Source organism: Streptococcus mitis subsp. hohhotensis (genome assembly GCF_000722775.1).
GTDB classification, from domain to species: Bacteria; Bacillota; Bacilli; order Lactobacillales; family Streptococcaceae; genus Streptococcus; species Streptococcus carlssonii.
In genome coordinates this window covers 33439-54745 of record NZ_JPFZ01000014.1, presented here as the reverse complement: position 1 = coordinate 54745, position 21307 = coordinate 33439, and the positions used below count along the sequence as shown (strand labels likewise).

The following is a 21307-nucleotide window of genomic DNA, read 5'->3' as shown; positions in this document are numbered from 1 at the left end:
TGCCTTAGAAATTTATGGCTCTAAGATAGATTTGCGAGGAGATTTAGAGTCTATTTTTGGGGGCGATTTAATTTCTTATCAAGATCAAAAAAGTTTAACTGAAATATCAGAAGCTACCGATCGAGTTGGGCAAATTAGAAACTTATCTTACTTATTTTCTTTTATCTTTATTTTGTTAGCTATTTTGGCTATGTTTACAACCATTCAGCGTTTGATTGATGGCCAAACAAAAGAGATTGCTGTATTAAAGGCTTTAGGTTTTTCAAATCAGGCTATCAGTTTACATTATATTTTATTTGGCTTAGTAGTAAGTTTATTAGGAAGTTTTGCAGGCTTTGCTATTTCTCCCTTGATGTCATGGTTTGTACTAGAAACTCAAAAGTCAATGTTTACACTTCCAAATTGGCAAATCTCTTATTCATCTTCATCAATAGTCGTTGGTATTGTAGTCATTATTATTTGTGTTTTAGCTGCCTATTTAGCTTCTAGAGAGTCAGCTAGAGGCTTACCAGCAATATTTTTAAGAGGTAAAGAAAAAGTTGCTAAATCTGTCTTTGTAGAAAGATTTTCCTCTATCTGGCAACGAATTTCTTATCCTTCAAGATGGGCAATTCGGGATGCCTCGTTTAATCGTATTCGAGTTTTGATGGGAATCGTGGGAGTTGCAGGAAGTATGATGTTACTGATTGCTGGAATTGGTATGCCTGTGTCCATGAATCATCTTGTTGATAAGGCATACAATGAAGATTTTTCTTATTCAAAACGACTGACCGTAGCTGATTATACATCTTCTAAGTCTAGATATGGTGGGCAAGGTGTACAAATTTCACAGGCACATTTTAATCCAGATGATGGCTACAACCGTTTATTGATTATATTTGATGATGGAGATATGATCCAAGCAAAAACAGAGAGTGCTGATTCTTTGAAAGATGATGGTTTGTATGTAACTAGATCATTTGCCCGTTTAGCAGGTATTAAAGTCGGAGATTTTTTAAATGTGACTCCCTATCAAGATGGTCATACTTACAAGTTTGAAGTAAAAGGGATTGTCACAAGTGAAACCAATCAAGGGGCTTATCTTCATGCTAGAGTCTTTGAAAAAGCAGGGGGAGATTTTACTCCACATACTTTATTAGTTGGGCCGGAGGTGGACCAAGATACTATTAAGCTAGACAAAGGTGTTCTATCTGTCATTGAAAAAGGGAGCCAAGAAAAAAATGCCTATGATTTTGTAGCTAGTTTGATGAGTGTATTTCTAATGATTATTGGCTTTGCTTTATTACTGGTTATTATTGTTCTCTATAATCTGGGTTCTTTAAACTTTGTAGAGAGAATGAGAGACTATGCTACATTGCAAGTATTAGGATTTTCTAATCAATATCTACAGATGCTAACTCTTTTTGAGACTATACTAACTACCTTTATTGGGTGGCTAGTAGGAATTCCTTTAGGCATATGGTTTTTGAAAGAATATGTGGCAACATTTTCGACGATTCGAATTGAGTATACCGCTTATGTCAGTATGTATGTCCTTGCTTCTGCTACGTTATTAGTTTGGTTTACATCTTTAGGGACTGCTTATTTTATTAGTCTTCGTATGAGAAAGATTGACATGATTAGCGCTCTAAAGGGGGTAGACTAGTATGATCAGTTCTGAGTGAATCTATAGACATTTATGAATAATTGTTAATCATCAGTTCTAATATTCAAAGAAAATCCGTCAGCTCAATAAGAGTTGACGGATTATTTTATACTTGTACTTGGGTTAAAAATTCTTCTGTAGTAAGAATTTGAGCAAACTCATCTTGTAGAGAAAGGAGATTAATCTCATGGATAGTCTCAGGAGAGATGGCCTGACCGTTTTTGTTAGATAGGGTAAAACTGGCAGTGGCATCTGCTAGTAAAGTGACTTCAAAACCAAGATTTGCTGCCATTCGTGTCGTAGTAGATACACAATGAGGCAGGGTCAAACCAACAACGACTAAATGACAAATCTGATTTTTTCGTAAATATGTTTCAAGATTTGTTCCAATAAAGGCGCTATTAACCGTTTTTTGAAAGACAGGTTCTGAGGTGACTGGCTCAAATCCACTTTTAAACACCTGATTTTGTTTGTTATGAAATTGCGACTGGGGATTGTCAGATATGTGTTGAATGTGTAAGACTGGAAGAGCGTGTTTACGAAAGTATGCTAGCACCCTCAATGCTTGGTGTTCAGCTTGAGGGTTGTTTCGTTCTCCCCAGATAGGGTTATCAAATGCTTTTTGCATATCGATAATCAGTAGAGCAGTATGAACCATTTTAAGCCTTATCCAACTGCAAGAGAGCCTCAATCTCTGCCAGAGTGCTAGCTTGTGAAATGGCTCCACGGAGTTTGGCAGCGCCAGATGTTCCACGGAGGTAGTGAGGAGCGAGGCCACGGAACTCACGAACTGCTACGTTTTCTCCTTTGAGGTTAATCAAGCGTTTCAAATGTTCGTAGGCGATTTTCATCTTGTCCTCAAAGGTCAAATCAGGTAGGATTTCTCCTGTTTCAAAGTAATGGTTGATTTGGTTGAAGAGGTAAGGATTTCCCATGGCAGCGCGGCCGATCATGACTGCATCAGCACCGACTTCTTCGATGCGTTGTTTGGCTTCTTGGACAGTACGGATATCACCGTTGGCGATAAATGGAATCTTGGTCAAAGCTTGAGCTACGTCGTGTAAGGTCTCAAGGTCTGCATGACCTGTATACATTTGTTCGCGGGTACGGCCATGCATGGCGAGGGCAGAAACGCCTGCAGCTTCAGCAGCGAGGGCATTTTCAACTGCCAGAGATGGGTCGGCCCAGCCGGTACGCATCTTGACAGTAAGTGGAATATCAAGGACAGACTGGACCTTGTTGATGATAGAGTAAATCTTATCTGGATCCTTGAGCCACATAGCGCCAGCTTCGTTCTTCACGATTTTGTTAACTGGGCAGCCCATGTTGATATCCACGATATCGGTTTTGGTGTTTTCTTGGATGAATTCTGCTGCGCGTGCTAGGCTGTCTTCGTCACTACCAAAAAGTTGGATAGAGACAGGGTTTTCGCCTTCATCGATATGAAGCATGTGCAGGGTTTTTTCGTTGTTGTATTGGATTCCCTTGTCAGAGACCATTTCCATGACAACGAGTCCAGCTCCGAGCTCTTTTGCGATAGTACGAAAGGCTGAGTTTGTCACGCCAGCCATAGGCGCTAAAACAGTACGATTGGGAATCTCAACATTGCCAATCATAAAAGGTGTATTAAGATTTGTCACGAATGAGTTCCTCCAGGTCGTTTTCATCAAAGTTGTAAGTAGTTTGGCAGAATTGACAAGTGATTTCTGCCCCGTGGTCTTCCTCTTTCATTTCCTGTAGGTCTGAGCTTGGAAGGCTGGCAAGAGCGTTCATAAAGCGTTCATGGCTACAGTCACATTGGAAACGGATTTCTTCTTCAGAAAGAAGCTTGTAGGCCTCGTCACCGTAGATAGCCTTGAGGAGGGCTTCGATATGGTCTTCACTTTCCAGAAGGGTTGAGATAGCTGGCATTTCTTGGATGCGTTTTTCAAAGCGAGCAATCTCTTCTTCCTTGGCTCCCGGCAAGACTTGAACTAGGAAACCACCTGCAACCTTGACCTTGTCTTCTTCGTCCAAAAGGACATTGAGGCCGACTGCAGAAGGGGTTTGTTGGCTTTCAGTCAGGTAAAAGGCAAGGTCTTCACCGATTTCCCCAGAAATGAGGGGAGTCATAGAGTTGTAAGGATTTCCAGTACCGTAGTCTGTGATAACGAGGAATTGACCATTGCCGACAAAAGGTCCAACTAAAACTTCACCAGTTGCAGTCTTTTTGATGTCAACACCAGGATTTTGAACGTAACCTTTGACATTCCCCTTGGTATCAGCGACGGTGATGATAGCACCTAGGGAGCTAGATCCCAGCACCTTAACTGTTAGTTTAGTATTTCCTTTTTCATTGGCTGCGAGAATCTGGCTAGCGATAAGAGTTCGACCAAGCGCTACAGTTGAGCTAGCTTGGGTTTGGTGTTTTTCTTGAGCAGTGCGGACGGTTTCTGTGCTGTCAAGGGCAAAAGCACGAAAGGCTCCGCTTTCTGATATTGTTTTAATAATTTTATCCATAGCTACTATTTTAGCATAAAAATGCCCAAAGGGGGAGCCGTGTGTTTGCTGATTTTTAGGATAATGGACCAGGAAATCAGCATGAAAATAAAAAGAGAAACAGATTATTTCAGCATTTGTAAGATTTATGCTATGCTTAAGGTAGAAAATGAAAGGGGTAACAAATGTATTTAGGAGATTTGATGGAAAAGGCTGAATCTGGCCAATTTTCAATCCTTTCCTTTCTATTACAAGAGTCTCAGACGACTGTCAAGGCTGTAATGGAGGAAACAGGATTTTCAAAAGCAACCCTAACCAAATATGTCACCCTGCTCAATGACAAGGCTTTGGACAGTGGCTTAGAGCTGACTATTCACTTAGAAGATGAAAATCTGCGTCTATCGATCGGTGCAACTACCAAGGGGAGAGATATCCGGAGCTTGTTTTTGGAGAATGCTGCTAAATACCAGATTCTTGTTTATCTTCTCTACCACCAACAGTTTTTAGCCCATCATCTGGCTCAAGAATTGATGATTAGTGAGGCTACGCTTGGTCGCCACTTGGCTAGTTTAAATCAGATTTTGTCAGAATTTGATTTATCCATCCAAAATGGACGGTGGCGAGGTCCAGAGCATCAGATTCGCTATTTCTATTTCTGTCTTTTCCGCAAGGTCTGGTCCAGTCAGGAGTGGGAAGGTCACATGCAGAAGCCGGAGAGAAAGCAGGAGATTGCTTGCTTAGAAGAAATCTGCGGTGCAAGTTTGTCTTCGGGTCAGAAATTGGATTTGGTTCTCTGGGCTCATATCAGTCAACAGCGTCTTCGGGTCAATGCCTGTCAGTTTCAAGTCATAGAAGAAAAAATGCGAGGGTATTTTGACAATATTTTCTACCTTCGTTTGCATCGAAAGGCTCCGTCATTTTTCGCTGGACAACACCTTCCTCTAGAAACTGAGGATGGGGAGATGATGATTTTCTTCTCTTTCCTCCTATCCCATCGCATTCTTCCTCTTCATACTATGGAATATATCCTTGGTTTTGGAGGGCAGTTGGCAGATTTACTGACGCAATTGATTCAAGAAATGAAGAAGGAGGAGTTGCTGGGTGATTATACAGAGGATCACGTTACCTATGAACTCAGTCAGCTTTGTGCTCAAGTCTATCTCTATAAGGGCTATATTTTACAGGATCGCTACAAGTACCAGTTAGAGAATCGTCATCCTTATTTGCTGATGGAACATGATTTTAGGGGAACGGCAGAGGAGATTTTTCATGCTCTACCGGCCTTTCAGCAGGGGACAGATTTAGATAAGAAAATTCTCTGGGAATGGCTTCAGTTAATCGAATATATGGCTGAAAATGGTGGTCAGCATATGCGGATTGGTCTGGATTTGACATCTGGTTTTCTTGTCTTTTCAAGGATGGCAGCCATTTTGAAACGGTATTTGGAATACAATCGTTTTATTACCATTGAAGCCTATGACCGAACTCGGCATTATGATTTGCTGGTTACAAATAACCCGATTCATAAGAAGGAACAGACACCAGTTTATTATTTAAAAAACGACTTGGATATGGAGGATTTGGCAGGGATTCGTCAGTTATTATTTACTTAAAAGGCTTGGTTGTTCCAGGTCTTTTTTGTGAAATTCACACAATCTACTCACATTTTTTAAAAAATTAAAAAAAGTTGATGAACAAGAAAGCGCTTTATTTTGTATACTAGTTACTGTAAAGAGGAAACATCCTCAAGATCTTTATCAGGAGGACAGCACATGTCACAAGAAAAATACATTATGGCCATTGACCAGGGAACTACAAGTTCTCGTGCCATTATTTTCAACAAAAAAGGAGAAAAGGTCAGCTCGAGTCAAAAAGAGTTTACCCAGATTTTCCCTCAGGCAGGTTGGGTAGAGCACAATGCCAATGAAATTTGGAACTCGGTTCAGTCAGTTATTGCGGGTGCTTTCATCGAAAGTGGTGTCAAGCCAAATCAAATCGAAGCAATCGGGATTACTAACCAGCGTGAAACAACTGTTGTCTGGGATAAGAAAACAGGACTTCCTATCTACAATGCTATCGTTTGGCAGTCACGCCAGACAGCTCCTTTGGCTGAACAACTAAAAAGTCAAGGTTATGTAGAAAAATTCCATGAAAAGACTGGTTTGATCATCGATGCTTACTTTTCTGCTACCAAGGTTCGTTGGATTTTAGACCATGTAGAAGGAGCTCAAGAGCGAGCAGAAAAGGGTGAATTGCTCTTTGGTACCATCGATACTTGGTTGGTTTGGAAATTGACTGACGGTGCGGCTCACGTGACGGACTACTCAAATGCAGCTCGTACCATGCTTTATAACATTAAAGAACTCAAATGGGATGATGAGATTTTGGAAATCCTCAACATTCCTAAGGCTATGTTGCCAGAAGTTCGTTCTAACTCTGAAATTTACGGTAAGACAGCGCCATTCCATTTCTATGGTGGACAAGTGCCAATCTCAGGTATGGCTGGGGACCAACAAGCAGCCCTCTTTGGTCAGTTGGCCTTTGAACCTGGTATGGTTAAAAATACTTATGGAACAGGTTCTTTCATCATCATGAATACTGGGGAAGAGATGCAGTTGTCTGAAAACAACCTTTTGACAACGATTGGTTACGGAATCAATGGCAAGGTTTACTATGCCTTGGAAGGTTCTATCTTCATCGCAGGAAGTGCCATTCAGTGGCTTCGTGACGGTCTTCGCATGGTCGAAAATTCACCAGAATCTGAAAAATACGCTCGTGACTCTCACAACAATGATGAAGTTTATGTCGTTCCAGCCTTTACAGGTCTAGGAGCTCCATACTGGAACCAAAACGCTCGCGGTTCTGTCTTTGGTTTGACTCGTGGAACAAGTAAAGAAGACTTTATCAAGGCGACTTTGCAATCTATCGCTTATCAAGTCCGTGATATCATCGACACCATGCAAGTAGATGCTCAGACAGCTATTCAAGTCTTGAAAGTAGACGGTGGTGCAGCTATGAACAATTTCCTCATGCAGTTCCAAGCTGACATTTTGGGAATCGACATCGCACGCGCCAAAAACTTGGAAACAACAGCTCTAGGGGCAGCCTTCCTAGCAGGTTTGTCAGTAGGTTACTGGAAAGACTTGGATGAGTTGAAACTCTTGAACGAGACAGGAGAACTCTTTGAACCATCTATGAACGAATCTCGTAAGGAACAACTCTACAAGGGCTGGAAGAAGGCTGTAAAAGCAACCCAAGTCTTTGCGGAAGTAGACGACTAATACTGGAAGAATAAAGCGACTCAGTTAGAAAGTGTGTAAATATGGAATTTTCAAAGAAAACACGTGAATTATCAATTCAAAAAATGCAGGAACGTACCTTGGACCTCTTGATTATCGGTGGAGGAATCACAGGGGCTGGTGTAGCTTTGCAGGCGGCAGCCAGTGGTCTAGATACTGGTTTGATTGAAATGCAAGACTTTGCAGAAGGAACATCTAGCCGTTCAACAAAATTGGTTCACGGAGGTCTTCGTTACCTTAAGCAATTTGACGTAGAAGTAGTATCAGATACGGTTTCAGAACGTGCAGTGGTACAACAAATTGCTCCACACATTCCAAAACCAGATCCAATGCTCTTGCCAGTTTACGATGAAGATGGAGCGACCTTTAGCCTCTTCCGTCTGAAAGTAGCCATGGATTTGTACGACCTTTTGGCAGGGGTTAACAATACGCCTGCTGCAAACAAGGTTTTGAGCAAAGAAGAAGTCTTGGAACGCCAGCCAAACTTGAAGAAAGAAGGTTTGGTAGGAGGTGGGGTTTACCTTGACTTCCGTAACAACGATGCGCGTCTCGTGATTGAAAATATCAAACGTGCCAACCAAGACGGTGCCCTCATTGCTAACCACGTGAAGGCAGAAGGCTTCCTCTTTGACGAAAGTGGCAAGATTACAGGTGTCGTAGCTCGTGATTTGTTGACAGACCAAGTCTTTGAAATCAAGGCTCGTCTGGTTATCAACACGACAGGTCCTTGGAGCGACAAGGTACGCAATTTGTCTAATAAGGGAACACAATTCTCACAAATGCGTCCAACTAAGGGAGTTCACTTGGTAGTGGATTCAAGCAAGATCAAGGTTTCACAGCCAGTTTACTTTGACACAGGTTTGGGTGATGGCCGTATGGTCTTTGTTCTCCCACGTGAAAACAAGACTTACTTTGGTACAACTGATACAGACTACACAGGTGATTTGGAACATCCAAAAGTGACGCAGGAAGATGTAGATTATCTACTTGGCATTGTCAACAACCGCTTCCCAGAAGCCAATATCACCATTGATGATATCGAAAGTAGCTGGGCAGGTCTTCGTCCATTGATCGCAGGCAATAGCGCTTCTGACTACAATGGAGGAAATAACGGAACCATCAGTGATGAAAGCTTTAACAACTTGATTGCGACTGTTGAATCTTACCTCTCTAAAGAAAAAACTCGTGAAGATGTAGAGGCTGCTGTTAGCAAGCTTGAAAGCAGTACCTCTGAGAAACATTTGGATCCATCTGCAGTTTCACGTGGTTCGAGCTTGGACCGAGATGACAATGGCCTCTTGACCCTTGCTGGTGGTAAAATCACAGACTACCGTAAGATGGCTGAAGGAGCTATGGAGCGCGTGGTTGACATCCTCAAAGCAGAATTTGACCGTAGCTTTAAACTCATCAATTCTAAGACTTACCCTGTTTCAGGTGGAGAATTGAACCCAGCAAATGTGGACTCAGAAATCGAAGCCTTTGCGCAACTTGGAGTATCACGTGGCTTGGATAGCAAGGAAGCTCATTACCTAGCAAATCTTTACGGTTCAAATGCACCGAAGGTCTTTGCCCTTGCTCACAGCTTGGAACAAGCGCCAGGACTCAGCTTGGCGGACACCTTGTCTCTTCATTATGCAATGCGCAATGAGTTGGCTCTTAGCCCGGTTGACTTCCTCCTTCGCCGTACCAACCACATGCTCTTTATGCGTGATAGTTTGGATAGCATCGTTGAGCCAGTTTTGGATGAAATGGGACGATTCTATGACTGGTCAGAAGAAGAAAAAGCAGGCTACCGAGCAGATGTCGAAGCAGCTCTCGCTAACAACGATTTAGCAGAATTAAAAAATTAAGAAAAAATAAAAGAGGTGGAGGGCAGCATTCCTTGCCGCCCGCCCCTTCTTTTTAATGGAGACAGAAAGATGATGAATGAATTATTTGGAGAATTTTTAGGGACTTTAATCCTGATTCTTCTAGGAAATGGTGTTGTTGCAGGTGTGGTTCTTCCTAAAACCAAGAGCAACAGTTCAGGTTGGATTGTGATTACTATGGGTTGGGGGATTGCAGTTGCGGTTGCAGTATTTGTATCTGGCAAGCTCAGTCCAGCTCATTTAAACCCAGCTGTGACCATTGGTGTAGCCTTAAAAGGTGGTTTGCCTTGGGCTTCCGTTTTCCCTTATATCTTAGCTCAGTTTGCAGGGGCTATGCTCGGTCAGATTTTGGTTTGGTTGCAATTCAAACCGCATTATGAGGCAGAAGAAAATGCAGGAAATATCCTGGCAACCTTCAGTACTGGTCCAGCCATCAAGGATACTGTATCAAACTTGATTAGCGAAATCCTTGGAACCTTTGTTTTGGTGTTGACAATCTTTGCTTTGGGTCTTTACGATTTTCAGGCAGGTATCGGAACCTTTGCAGTGGGGACTTTGATTGTCGGTATCGGTCTATCACTAGGTGGGACAACAGGCTATGCCCTGAACCCAGCTCGTGACCTTGGACCTCGTATCATGCATAGTATCTTGCCAATTTCAAACAAGGGAGACGGAGACTGGTCTTATGCCTGGATTCCTGTTGTGGGACCTGTTATCGGAGCAGCCTTGGCCGTGCTTGTATTCTCACTTTTCTAATCTAGAAAACAATTATGTTGATAGAGCTTGAGATGAGTATCTCAGGCTTTTTTATGTGAAAAATCTCACTTTTATTTTCTGCTATTTTATGCTAAAATATTAAAAATCAAAAACTGTTCCCATATATGCTTGTTGGAGAGATATTATGAAAAAATTTGGAGAAATTTTTAAAAAGTTTCGAGAATCTAGAGGTTTTCGCTTGAAAGATGTCGAAAAAGCTGGTATATCAACATCACAGCTCTCACGTTTTGAAAAGGGAGAGACTGATTTAACCATTTCAAAATTTATGGCTATTTTGGATGAAATTAACATGCCCATTGATGAATTTATGTATGCTGTTCATGATTTTCATCGTGATGAACTGAATGAACTCTTATCAAAGGTTAGGCATTTTGTATCAAATCATGATGTTGATGGGTTGAAAAAACTACTTTATTCTCAGATGGAGTCAGATTCTAAACAAGAGAAATTTCATAAGCTTAACATTATTTTATTAAAAATTCGTTTACAAGATTTATCGGGAGAAGCTTATTATTCTGGTGATGATTTATCTTATCTAACTGATTATCTATTTAGTGTTGAATATTGGGGATACTATGAATTATTGATTTTTTCAAATACGTTAGATGTCCTAAAACACGATGTCTTCATGCTTTTGGCTAGAGAGATGTCTAGACGTTCTGATTTTTATAAAGAAATTCCTAATAATAGACGATTGATTTCATCTATGCTATTAAACGGATATATCACATGTATTGAAAGAGGAAAATTTCTTGATGCTTTATATTTTGAAAAGCAACTGAATCAATGCTTTTTCACCGAGATAGAAATTTATGAACGGTTGGTGTTTCAGTATGCACAACATCTGTATCGATACAAAAAAGAGATGGATTGTAAAGCAATTATTGAAATGAGGAAGTGTATTGGAGCAATGAAATTAGCGGGAAGTAACCATTTGGCAAAGAATTATGAAAGGCACTTAGAAAAAATTTTAGCAAGTAAAAAGTAATACGCAGATATGGGAAAGGAAGTATCTCGAAGTAATATTTTGGTAGAATTGTCTTTAGAAATTTCAATTACGGTTGTTTTATCAGTTCATTGTATTTGAGCGATAGGATTTTTCGAAGTTGTCACCATAATTATGAATTTTGAGGTATTTAATATGCAAGTTCTATCTCCATATATTTTAAGAAAGAAAAGTGAAACAGGAGAATTATTTTTCAATAGTAACAATAATCACTCTTAATAAACAGCATCATATATAGGTTAATTAAATTATTGTATAGTCTCAGTTGGAGTTAATTTATTTATAACTTTTAGACTGAGGCTTTTATATCTATTCGCTTTCTTTTAGATAGGCTTATTTATGAAATTTCTAAAATACATTAAAACTAATATTTTTATCTATTTTTTAATAGGAGTGCTTTTGAATAGCGGAATGGCTCTAATAAAGCCATTGTTATTGGATAAGCTATTGAATATTCGTGAAGAGCAACTTACAATTGGTACAATTTCATACTTTGTTTTATATGGCCTGTGTTTACACCTGTTTTTTTATAGCACGATGTTGCTAGCAAATTTTGTCAGTAATAATCTGCAGCGTCATCTGCAAATTCGGTTAAAAGATCAGCTTATTAAGAAACTATTTTTGAAAGAAAACGTTGTATATGATGAAAAAGTTTCAATTGTTACACAAGATATGGAACTGCTCTATAATCGCTTCTTTTTACCCCTGGATATGATAGTTGGAAGAGTTTTTATACTTTGTACAACGATTGTTTTTATTTTGGTGCAAAATTTTTGGCTTGGTCTTGTTTTTATCGTGTTTTCTTTTCTTCGACCATTACCTCAATGGGTAATGAATAATCGTTTAATGAAAAGTGGTGCAAATTTTTCGGAAATGCAAAAAGCTTTTCATCTATCTGTAGGAGATTTTTTTAAGGGGGCAGATACGATCTATTTTTATGGCGCTAGTAAAGAAAACTTTGCTAAGATGAGAAAAAACAACGAGTGTTACGAGAATGCTCGTTGGAAAAATGAATGGACTAGTAATGTCGTTTATTTTTTCAATGGTCCTTTAGAATTCCTTAGTCAGGTACTACCTCTTGCACTTGGTCTTTTATTACAAAAGAGTGGTATAGAGTTAACAACAGCTAGTTTGGTCTCTATGTATATAGCTACAATGAATCTTAGCGGACCTATTCAAAGAATTATGTATAGCATATCTGATATACAGCGATCGCAAACAGTGAAAGAAAAAATATTTTCATTATTGGAAGAATCTTGTTTAGAAACATCATATCCGACAGTCGAATCTTTAGCTGAGCTAGTTTTGGAGGGCGTTTCAAAACAGGTTGGAGAGCAAGTGCTCTTTTATGATTTGTCACTTAGACTAACTAAGCCAAGTAAAGTTTTAATAAAGGGAGCTAGTGGTACCGGAAAGTCAACTCTCCTACAATTGGTAGCAGGAAAGATAAGTCCGAATAGTGGTAGAATTATCGTACGTGATAAATCAGGTCGAGAATTTACTCATTATCAAGGGAATATCGCTTATATCTCTCAGAATCCATTTTTCAGACATGGGACAATCCGAGAAAATTTAACATTAGGACAGGAGATTTCAGATAAAGAATTACTCTGTTGCCTAGAACAAGTTGGTTTAACGAATGAAATCACCAATATCTTGGATTATCAACTGGTAAATAATGGAGAAAACATTTCAGGTGGACAACGTTTACGACTTGAATTAGTTCGCTGTCTGCTTCGACAAAAAGACATTGTGTTGGCGGATGAGGTCACATCATCCTTAGACAAGGACAATGCATATCAAGTGCGCCAGTTACTTTTGCAGTTGCCTATCATTTTGATTGAAGTTGCTCATCATATTGATTCAGAAACGGTTTATAATCAAGTAATTGATTTGGGAAAATATAGAATAAAATAAATAGACTTGTTCGGCATCTTGCTAGATATAATATATATGTATATTACGTATTGTTTTAGCTGATTTAAAGATGTGAAAACTAAAAACTATGGCTAAGTTGGAATGTTAAAAATTCAATTTCTGACCACCTAATCTTGTGTCAAATAGTTATCAAACAAAGTCTAGTCTACCATTTATCAGTTAAATATTTTTATGTTATGGGAGCGTTACATGTCTAATTCATTTATTAAGTTGTTAGTCTCTCAATTGTTTGCAAATTTAGCAGATATTTTCTTTAGAGTAACAATCATTGCTAACATATACATTATTTCAAAATCAGTAATTGCCACGTCACTAGTTCCCATTTTAATAGGGATATCCTCTTTTGTTGCGAGTCTTTTAGTTCCTTTAGTTACTAAAAGGATAGCGCTCAATAGGGTTTTATCTTTATCCCAATTTGGAAAGACTATATTATTGGCGATACTGGTAGGAATGTTTACCGTAATGCAATCCGTAGCGCCTTTGGTAACCTATCTATTTGTTGTGGCAATTTCAATATTGGATGGTTTTGCCGCACCTGTTTCTTATGCAATTGTGCCGCGCTATGCGACCGATTTGGGTAAGGCTAACTCAGCTTTGTCAATGAGTGGTGAAGCTGTTCAATTGGTGGGTTGGGGATTAGGTGGACTCTTATTTGCAACAATTGGTCTGTTACCTACCACGTTTATCATTTTAATCTTGTATATCATTTCTAGCTTTTTGATGTTATTTCTTCCTAAGGCTGAAGTGGAGGTGCTAGAGTCAGAGACTAATCTTGAAATTTTGCTCAAAGGTTGGAAGTTAGTTGCTAGAGATCCTAGATTAAGACTTTTTGTATCAGCAAATTTATTTGAAATTTTCTCAAATACGATTTGGGTTTCGTCTATCATACTTGTCTTTGTAACTGAGTTATTAAATGAAACAGAAAGTTACTGGGGATATTCTAATACAGCATATTCTATCGGGATTATAATTAGTGGCTTAATTGCTTTTCGGCTATCTGAAAAGTTTCTTGCTCTTAAGTGGGAAAGTATTCTTTTTTCTCTTATAGCCATGGCAATAGTGACGCTGACTATTCTATTTTTTCCAAATGCACAGATGTTTTTAGTATTTTCAGCTTTACTTGGTATGTTATCGCAGCTAAAAGAAGTTCCTGAAACTGTATTTCTTCAGGAAACAGTAGAGGAAAATAACTTGGTTAATGTCTATTCCGTTCTGGAAGTGATTTCGACACTAGCATTTTCAGTATTTGTTTTGCTAATGAGCTATATTACTGAGAATTTTGGTATTAGCATCAGTTTTTGGATATCAGCCATTTGTCTGATGATAGAAGCTATTTTAATTTATATCAGACGAGATTATTTTAAATAAGAGACTGGGTAAGAAGTCTCTAAAAATCAGAAAAGCGCATAGTATCAGGTGTTGAAATGAACTGCACCCCAAAAGTTAGATTTTTTCTGTCTAACTTTTTGGGGTCAGTACAAAAAAACTTGATATTGTGCGTTTTATTATGGAAAGCTTCCCTTCATTTTCTACTGAAATTGAGTTTTTGCCCAGGAACACTCTATTTGAAATATACATAGAAAAACCGCATAATCCTTAAAATAAACTGAAATCTACTGAAAATCTACGGCAAACAATTGAAAAATTATCCTAGAAAGTGGTACAATAGTAGAAAAATACTATAGTAAGAGTTCATCTTATTTAGCAAAAATTACAGAAATGAATGGTTTTTCTTGATGAAACAGAGAAAAGAATTGTACCTCTTTCTTGGTCGGACAGCCTTGTATTTTCTTATCTTTCTAGGGCTGCTTTACTTCTTTAGCTATCTTGGACAGGGTCAAGGAAGCTTTATCTATAATGAATTTTAACTTGAAGGAGAATCCCTATTGTGTCAAATAAACCAATAGTAGATATGATTGAAACCATTGAGCATTTTGCTCAGACACAGCCTAGCTATCCTGTTTACAATGTTTTGGGGCAGGAACATACTTATGGAGATTTGAAGGCTGATTCGGATAGTTTAGCTACAGCCATTGACCAACTAGGCTTGCCTGAGAAGTCTCCTGTGGTCGTTTTTGGTGGCCAAGAATATGAAATGTTGGCAACTTTTGTAGCCTTGACTAAGTCAGGTCATGCCTACATTCCCATTGATAGCCATTCGGCCTTGGAGCGAGTTTCAGTTATTTTAGAAGTAGCGGAGCCAAGTTTGATTATTGCCATCTCAGACTTTCCATTGGAGCAGGTTTCGACACCGATGATGACTCTAGCTCAGGTTCAAGAAGCCTTTGCTCAAGGGAATAACTATGAAATCACGCATCCAGTCAAGGGCGATGATAATTACTACATCATCTTTACTTCTGGTACAACTGGTAAGCCTAAGGGAGTGCAGATTTCCCATGATAATCTCCTCAGCTTTACCAACTGGATGATTACGGATAAGGAATTTGCGACGCCAAGTCGTCCGCAAATGTTGGCTCAGCCACCTTATTCTTTTGACCTGTCTGTCATGTACTGGGCGCCGACCTTGGCATTAGGTGGTACGCTCTTCGCTCTTCCTTCAGCTATTACTCAGGACTTTAAGCAACTCTTTGCTACCATCTTTTCATTGCCGATCGCTATCTGGACATCAACCCCTTCTTTTGCGGATATGGCCATGTTGTCAGAAGACTTTAATAGTGAGAAAATGCCTGGAATCACGCATTTCTACTTTGATGGCGAAGAATTGACGGTTAAAACAGCTCAAAAACTACGCGAACGTTTCCCACAGGTCCGTATTATCAATGCCTACGGTCCAACAGAAGCGACAGTAGCCCTATCAGCAGTTGCTGTGACAGACGAGATGTTGGCGACTCTCAAACGCCTACCAATCGGCTATACCAAGGCTGATTCTCCAACCTTTATCATTGACGAGGAAGGCAATAAATTGCCAAATGGCGAACAGGGAGAAATCATTGTTTCTGGGCCAGCTGTTTCAAAAGGATATATGAATAATCCTGAAAAAACAGCGGAAGCCTTCTTTGAATTTGAAGGACTGCCAGCCTATCACACAGGTGATGTGGGAACCATGACAGATGAGGGCTTGCTTCTCTACGGCGGACGCATGGACTTCCAGATTAAGTTCAACGGTTACCGCATTGAGCTAGAAGATGTCTCTCAAAATCTTAATAAGTCTCGTTATATCGAGTCTGCTGTCGCAGTACCGCGTTATAACAAGGACCACAAGGTACAAAATCTACTGGCCTATGTCATCTTAAAAGACGGTGTTCGTGAGCAGTTTGAGCGTGATATCGATATTACTAAGGCCATCAAGGAAGATTTGACAGACATCATGATGTCCTACATGATGCCGTCTAAATTCCTTTACCGAGACAGTTTGCCACTGACTCCAAATGGAAAGATTGACATCAAAGGATTGATCAACGAGGTGAACAAGAGATGATGGAGTTCTTTCAACAGCTTCCTCATTTAGAGCCATATGGGAATCCTCAGTATTTTGTCTATGTGATTGCTGCAACCTTGCCCATCTTTATCGGTCTCTTTTTCAAGAAACGCTTTGCCTGGTATGAAGTGCTGGTAAGTCTCTTCTTTATCGTTACCATGTTGGTAGGTGGGAAGACAAATCAATTGGCCGCCTTGGGTACTTACCTTTGCTGGGAAGTATTGCTCGTACTCTTCTACAAGCATTATCGAAAAAGTAAGGATGGTAAGTGGGTTTTCTACCTAGTTAGTTTTCTATCCCTCCTTCCGATTATCTTTGTCAAGGTGCAGCCAGCTATCAATGGAACACAGTCTTTGCTTGGATTTTTGGGTATTTCTTACCTGACCTTTCGTTCGGTTGGGATTATCATCGAGCTGAGAGATGGAGTGATTAAGGATTTTACCCTCTGGGAATTCCTTCGTTTCCTTCTCTTCATGCCGACTTTTTCAAGTGGTCCAATCGATCGCTTTAAGCGATTTAATGAAAATTATCAGACCATTCCTGAGCGGGATGAGTTGATGGATATGCTGGATGAATCTGTTCGCTATATCATGTGGGGCTTTTTGTATAAGTTTATCCTAGCTCATGTTTTAGGAGAGACTTTACTACCTCCTCTGAAGAATCTAGCCTTGCAGTCAGGTGGCTTCTTTAACCTCTATGCCTTGGCAGTTATGTATACCTTTGGTCTGGAACTCTTCTTTGACTTTGCAGGTTATTCTATGTTTGCCTTAGCCATCTCAAACTTAATGGGAATCCGTAGCCCTATCAACTTTAACAAGCCCTTTTTATCAAGGGATTTAAAGGAGTTTTGGAATCGTTGGCACATGAGTCTTTCTTTCTGGTTCCGTGATTTTGTCTTTATGCGGATGGTGATGGTATTGACCAGAAAGAAAGTCTTTAAAAATCGTAATGTAACCTCAAGTGTGGCCTACGTTGTAAATATGCTGATTATGGGATTTTGGCATGGAGTGACCTGGTACTATATTGCCTATGGACTCTTTCATGGACTGGGCTTGGTCATCAATGATGCCTGGGTTCGCAAGAAAAAAACGCTCAATAAGGAACGGAAAAAAGCAGGGAAAGCTGCCCTACCTGAGAATCGCTGGGTTCAGTTGCTTGGCATGGTTGTCACCTTCCATGTCGTCATGCTGTCATTCTTAATCTTTTCTGGATTCTTGAATGATCTATGGTTTAAAAAATAAAAGGAAATAAAATATGGATATCAAATCAGAAGTTATCGAAATTATTGATGAGTTGTTTATGGAAGATGTTTCTGACATGATGGATGAAGATCTTTTTGATGCAGGTGTCTTGGATAGTATGGGAACGGTTGAATTGATTGTGGAGATTGAGAACCGTTTTGACATTCGTGTCCCTGTAACAGAGTTTGGTCGCGATGACTGGAATACGGCTAATAAAATCATAGCTGGTATTGTGGAGCTACAAAATGCTTAAACGCTTATGGATGATCTTCGGGCCGGTCTTGATAGCTGGTTTGTTGGTTTGTCTGCTCATTTTCTTTTATCCTACTGAGATGCATCATAATCTAGGAGCTGAAAAGCGTTCAGCGGTGGCTACTACTATCGATAGTTTTAAGGAGCGAAGTCAAAAAGTCAGAGCACTATCTGATCCAAATATGCGTTTTGTTCCCTTCTTTGGCTCTAGTGAATGGCTTCGTTTTGACGGTGCTCATCCTGCGGTATTAGCTGAGAAATACAATCGCTCCTACCGTCCTTATCTTTTAGGACAGAGGGGAGCTGCATCGCTTAACCAGTATTTTGGAATGCAACAGATGCTGCCACAGCTGGAGAATAAACAAGTTGTGTATGTTATCTCACCTCAGTGGTTCAGTAAAAATGGCTATGAGCCAGCAGCTTTTCAGCAGTATTTTAATGGAGACCAGTTGACCAGTTTTCTGGAACATCAATCCGGAGATCAGGCTAGTCAATATGCAGCGACTCGCTTACTACAGCAGTTTCCTAACGTAGCTATGAAGGATTTGGTTCAGAAGTTGGCAAGTGAAGAAGAATTGTCGACGGCAGACAATGAAATGATTGAATTATTGGCTCGGTTTAATGAACGCCAAGCTTCCTTTTTTGGTCAGTTTTCAGTTAGAGGCTATGTCAATTATGATAAGCATGTAGTTAAGTATTTAAAGACCTTGCCAGACCAGTTTTCTTATCAATCTATAGAAGATATTGTTAAAGCAGATGCAGAAAAGAATACTTCCAATAATGATCTGGGAATGGAAAATTATTTCTATAATACGCAGATCAAGAAGGATTTGAAGAAATTAAAGGACTCTCAGAAAAGCTTTACCTATCTCAAGTCGCCAGAGTATAATGACTTGCAGTTGGTTTTAACACAGTTTTCTAAATCTAAGGTCAACCCGATTTTTATCATTCCACCTGTTAATAAAAAATGGATGGACTACGCTGGTTTACGAGAGGACATGTACCAACAGACGGTGCAGAAGATTCGCTATCAGTTAGAAAGTCAAGGGTTTAACAATATCGCAGATTTTTCTAAGGACGGCGGGGAGCCATTCTTTATGAAGGACACCATTCACCTTGGTTGGTTGGGTTGGTTGGCTTTTGACAAGGCAGTTGATCCTTTCCTATCCAATCCCACACCAGCTCCGACTTACCATCTGAATGAGCGCTTTTTCAGCAAAGATTGGGCGACTTATGATGGAGATGTCAAGGACTTTCAATAGATCATAATATAGAAGAGTTCAAGAATGAAGCCTATTTTCACGTTTTTTCTTGACTCTTTTTTTGCTTGTGATATAATTAACTGGTAAATAAAATGTCAAATAATAGTATTTTTCTCTTAAAAAAGAGAATTCTAAAAGGAAAGGAGTCAGATATGAGACAGCTAGCGAAGGATATCGATGGCTTTTTGAATGAGGTGATTTTGCAGGCAGAAAATCAGCATGAAATCCTAATAGGTCATTGTACTAGCGAGGTAGCTCTGACCAATACCCAGGAGCATATCCTCATGCTCTTGTCGGAGGAATCTTTAACAAATTCAGATTTGGCTCGTCGTCTCAATGTCAGTCAGGCGGCAGTTACCAAGGCCATTAAGTCTTTGGTCAAGGAAGGGATGTTGGAAACATCTAAAGATCCTAAGGATGCGCGTGTGATTTTTTATCAGTTGACTGATTTGGCTCGTCCAATCGCTGAGGAGCATCATCATCACCATGAGCATACGCTTTTAACCTATGAACAAGTGGCGACTCAGTTTACTCCAAATGAACAAAAAGTGATCCAGCGGTTTTTGACTGCTTTAGTAGGAGAAATCAAATAATGAGATATATTACGGTAGAGGAGTTATCCTTCTATTATGATAAGGAGCCTGTTCTTGAACATATCAATTATAGTGTTGATAGTGGGGAATTTGTTACCTTGACGGGGGAGAATGGGGCAGCTAAGACGACACTCATCAAGGCCAGTCTTGGAATCCTCCAACCACGCATTGGCAAGGTAACCATTTCAAAGACAAATACGCAGGGTAAGAAATTGAGAATAGCCTATCTTCCTCAACAGATTGCCAGTTTTAATGCAGGTTTTCCAAGTACGGTTTATGAGTTTGTCAAGTCGGGTCGCTATCCACGAAAGGGTTGGTTCCGTCGTTTGAATGCTCATGATGAGGAGCATATCAAGGCTAGTTTGGACTCAGTTGGTATGTGGGAACACCGAGACAAACGCTTGGGGTCTCTATCTGGAGGACAAAAGCAGCGAGCGGTGATCGCGCGTATGTTTGCCTCTGACCCAGATGTATTTATCCTAGATGAGCCGACAACGGGAATGGATGCAGGAAGTAAAAATGAATTTTACGAACTCATGCACCACAGCGCCCATCATCATGGCAAGGCTGTTTTGATGATTACCCATGACCCTGAAGAAGTTAAGGACTACGCGGACCGCAATATCCATCTAGTCCGTAACCAAGACTCACCATGGCGTTGTTTCAACGTTCATGAGAATGATCAGGAGGTGGGCCATGCTTAGTTTGTTATCTTATGACTTTATGCAGCGTGCCTTTCTAGCTGTTATTGCTATGAGTCTTTTCTCGCCAGTTCTTGGAACCTTCCTCATCTTGCGTCGTCAGAGTTTGATGAGCGATACCCTCAGTCACGTCTCACTTTCAGGTGTAGCCTTTGGTCTGGTTCTGGGGATTTCTCCGACTATTTCCACTATTGCTATTGTCTTGATTGCGGCGGTCTTTCTGGAGTATCTCCGTACGGTTTACAAGAGCTTTATGGAAATCGGGACAGCCATCCTTATGTCAACAGGTCTGGCTGTTTCTCTGATTGTCATGAGCAAGGGTAAAAGCTCGAGTTCTATGAGTTTGGACCAGTATCTTTTTGGTTCGATTGTGACTATCAGCGAAGAACAGGTTATTTCCCTCTTTGTCATTGCGGCGGTTGTTTTGATTTTGACCTTCCTCTTCTTGCGTCCAATGTATATCTTGACCTTTGATGAGGATACGGCCTTTGTGGATGGCTTGCCAGTTCGTACCATGTCTATTCTTTTTAACATGGTGACAGGGGTGGCTATTGCCCTTATGATTCCTGCTGCGGGAGCTCTTCTGGTATCGACCATTATGGTCTTGCCAGCTAGTATTGCCCTGCGTCTGGGGAAAAACTTTAAATCGGTTATGCTGCTAGCTAGTGCTATTGGATTTTTGGGAATGGTGGCAGGACTCTACATTTCCTACTATGCAGAAACACCTGCAAGCGCAAGTATTACCATTATTTTTGTAACTGTCTTCTTACTGATCAGTTTAGTAAGACGTTTTATCAAATAGGAGACT

The 21307-nt window shown here is 40.0% G+C and carries 19 protein-coding genes; 16 read left to right on the top strand and 3 right to left on the bottom strand.

Annotation, left to right across the window (positions count from 1 at the left end):
* Positions 1-1645, top strand: a 1645-nt coding sequence (locus SK608_RS10005; protein ID WP_033678734.1) for an ABC transporter permease, incomplete at its 5' end; no start/stop codon positions are given.
* A gap of 106 nt (positions 1646-1751) precedes the next feature.
* Here the strand turns inward: SK608_RS10005 and SK608_RS10000 are convergent.
* The 3 genes from SK608_RS10000 to hslO are packed head-to-tail and all read right to left on the bottom strand — an operon-like array spanning position 1752 to position 4144.
* Complete coding sequence (locus SK608_RS10000; protein WP_033678732.1) at positions 1752-2303, bottom strand: cysteine hydrolase family protein; 552 nt, start codon at positions 2301-2303, stop codon at positions 1752-1754.
* Position 2304: 1 nt separating this feature from the next.
* A complete protein-coding gene (gene dusB, locus SK608_RS09995) occupies positions 2305-3285 on the bottom strand; it encodes a tRNA dihydrouridine synthase DusB (protein WP_033678731.1) in 981 nt (326 codons plus the stop codon).
* On the bottom strand, positions 3272-4144 hold the full coding sequence (gene hslO / locus SK608_RS09990) for an Hsp33 family molecular chaperone HslO (protein ID WP_033678729.1): 873 nt from the start codon (positions 4142-4144) through the stop codon (positions 3272-3274). The genes dusB and hslO overlap by 14 nt, the downstream gene beginning before the upstream one ends.
* 164 nt (positions 4145-4308) lie before the next feature.
* On the opposite strand from hslO, the gene SK608_RS09985 reads away from it, so the two are divergent.
* The 15 genes from SK608_RS09985 (at position 4309) to SK608_RS09915 (ending at position 21301) form a co-directional block, all read left to right on the top strand.
* Positions 4309-5736 carry an AcpB/EbpR/MafR family transcriptional regulator gene (locus SK608_RS09985; RefSeq protein ID WP_033678727.1) on the top strand — a complete coding sequence of 476 codons (1428 nt, stop codon included), beginning with the start codon at positions 4309-4311 and terminating at the stop codon, positions 5734-5736.
* A 159-nt stretch (positions 5737-5895) separates the two neighbouring features.
* Entirely contained in the window at positions 5896-7404 is a 1509-nt protein-coding gene (glpK, locus tag SK608_RS09980) for a glycerol kinase GlpK (protein ID WP_000076788.1), read from the top strand.
* Positions 7405-7445: 41 nt separating this feature from the next.
* Positions 7446-9272, top strand: coding sequence for a type 1 glycerol-3-phosphate oxidase (glpO, locus tag SK608_RS09975; protein ID WP_033678724.1), 1827 nt, complete (start codon positions 7446-7448; stop codon positions 9270-9272).
* A gap of 69 nt (positions 9273-9341) precedes the next feature.
* Positions 9342-10046 (top strand): MIP/aquaporin family protein, encoded by a 705-nt coding sequence (locus tag SK608_RS09970; RefSeq protein WP_000980823.1) that lies wholly within the window; start codon positions 9342-9344, stop codon positions 10044-10046.
* A 145-nt stretch (positions 10047-10191) separates the two neighbouring features.
* Positions 10192-11055: a helix-turn-helix domain-containing protein gene (locus tag SK608_RS09965; protein WP_033678723.1), complete on the top strand. Its 864-nt coding sequence runs from the start codon at positions 10192-10194 to the stop codon at positions 11053-11055.
* Positions 11056-11412: 357 nt separating this feature from the next.
* Positions 11413-12990, top strand: coding sequence for an ATP-binding cassette domain-containing protein (locus SK608_RS09960; RefSeq protein WP_000670463.1), 1578 nt, complete (start codon positions 11413-11415; stop codon positions 12988-12990).
* A gap of 210 nt (positions 12991-13200) precedes the next feature.
* Positions 13201-14379, top strand: coding sequence for a ryptide export MFS transporter (locus SK608_RS09955; RefSeq protein WP_033678721.1), 1179 nt, complete (start codon positions 13201-13203; stop codon positions 14377-14379).
* A gap of 368 nt (positions 14380-14747) precedes the next feature.
* Positions 14748-14879 (top strand): teichoic acid D-Ala incorporation-associated protein DltX, encoded by a 132-nt coding sequence (locus SK608_RS09950; protein ID WP_000813667.1) that lies wholly within the window; start codon positions 14748-14750, stop codon positions 14877-14879.
* A gap of 20 nt (positions 14880-14899) precedes the next feature.
* Positions 14900-16450: a D-alanine--poly(phosphoribitol) ligase subunit DltA gene (gene dltA / locus SK608_RS09945; protein ID WP_033678719.1), complete on the top strand. Its 1551-nt coding sequence runs from the start codon at positions 14900-14902 to the stop codon at positions 16448-16450.
* Positions 16447-17691, top strand: a complete 1245-nt coding sequence (gene dltB, locus SK608_RS09940; RefSeq protein ID WP_033678717.1) for a D-alanyl-lipoteichoic acid biosynthesis protein DltB — start codon at positions 16447-16449, stop codon at positions 17689-17691. Before dltA ends, dltB begins: the two co-directional genes overlap by 4 nt.
* Positions 17692-17704: 13 nt before the next feature.
* The gene (gene dltC, locus SK608_RS09935; RefSeq protein ID WP_000351967.1) at positions 17705-17944 is read left to right on the top strand and encodes a D-alanine--poly(phosphoribitol) ligase subunit DltC; all 240 of its coding nucleotides are present in this window, start codon (positions 17705-17707) and stop codon (positions 17942-17944) included.
* On the top strand, positions 17937-19205 hold the full coding sequence (dltD, locus tag SK608_RS09930; protein ID WP_033678715.1) for a D-alanyl-lipoteichoic acid biosynthesis protein DltD: 1269 nt from the start codon (positions 17937-17939) through the stop codon (positions 19203-19205). The genes dltC and dltD overlap by 8 nt, the downstream gene beginning before the upstream one ends.
* Positions 19206-19357: 152 nt before the next feature.
* Positions 19358-19798, top strand: coding sequence for a zinc-dependent transcriptional regulator AdcR (gene adcR / locus SK608_RS09925; RefSeq protein WP_001249312.1), 441 nt, complete (start codon positions 19358-19360; stop codon positions 19796-19798).
* Complete coding sequence (locus tag SK608_RS09920; RefSeq protein WP_033678712.1) at positions 19798-20502, top strand: metal ABC transporter ATP-binding protein; 705 nt, start codon at positions 19798-19800, stop codon at positions 20500-20502. Before adcR ends, SK608_RS09920 begins: the two co-directional genes overlap by 1 nt.
* The gene (locus SK608_RS09915; RefSeq protein WP_000950030.1) at positions 20495-21301 is read left to right on the top strand and encodes a metal ABC transporter permease; all 807 of its coding nucleotides are present in this window, start codon (positions 20495-20497) and stop codon (positions 21299-21301) included. Before SK608_RS09920 ends, SK608_RS09915 begins: the two co-directional genes overlap by 8 nt.
* The last annotated feature ends 6 nt before the right edge of the window (positions 21302-21307 follow it).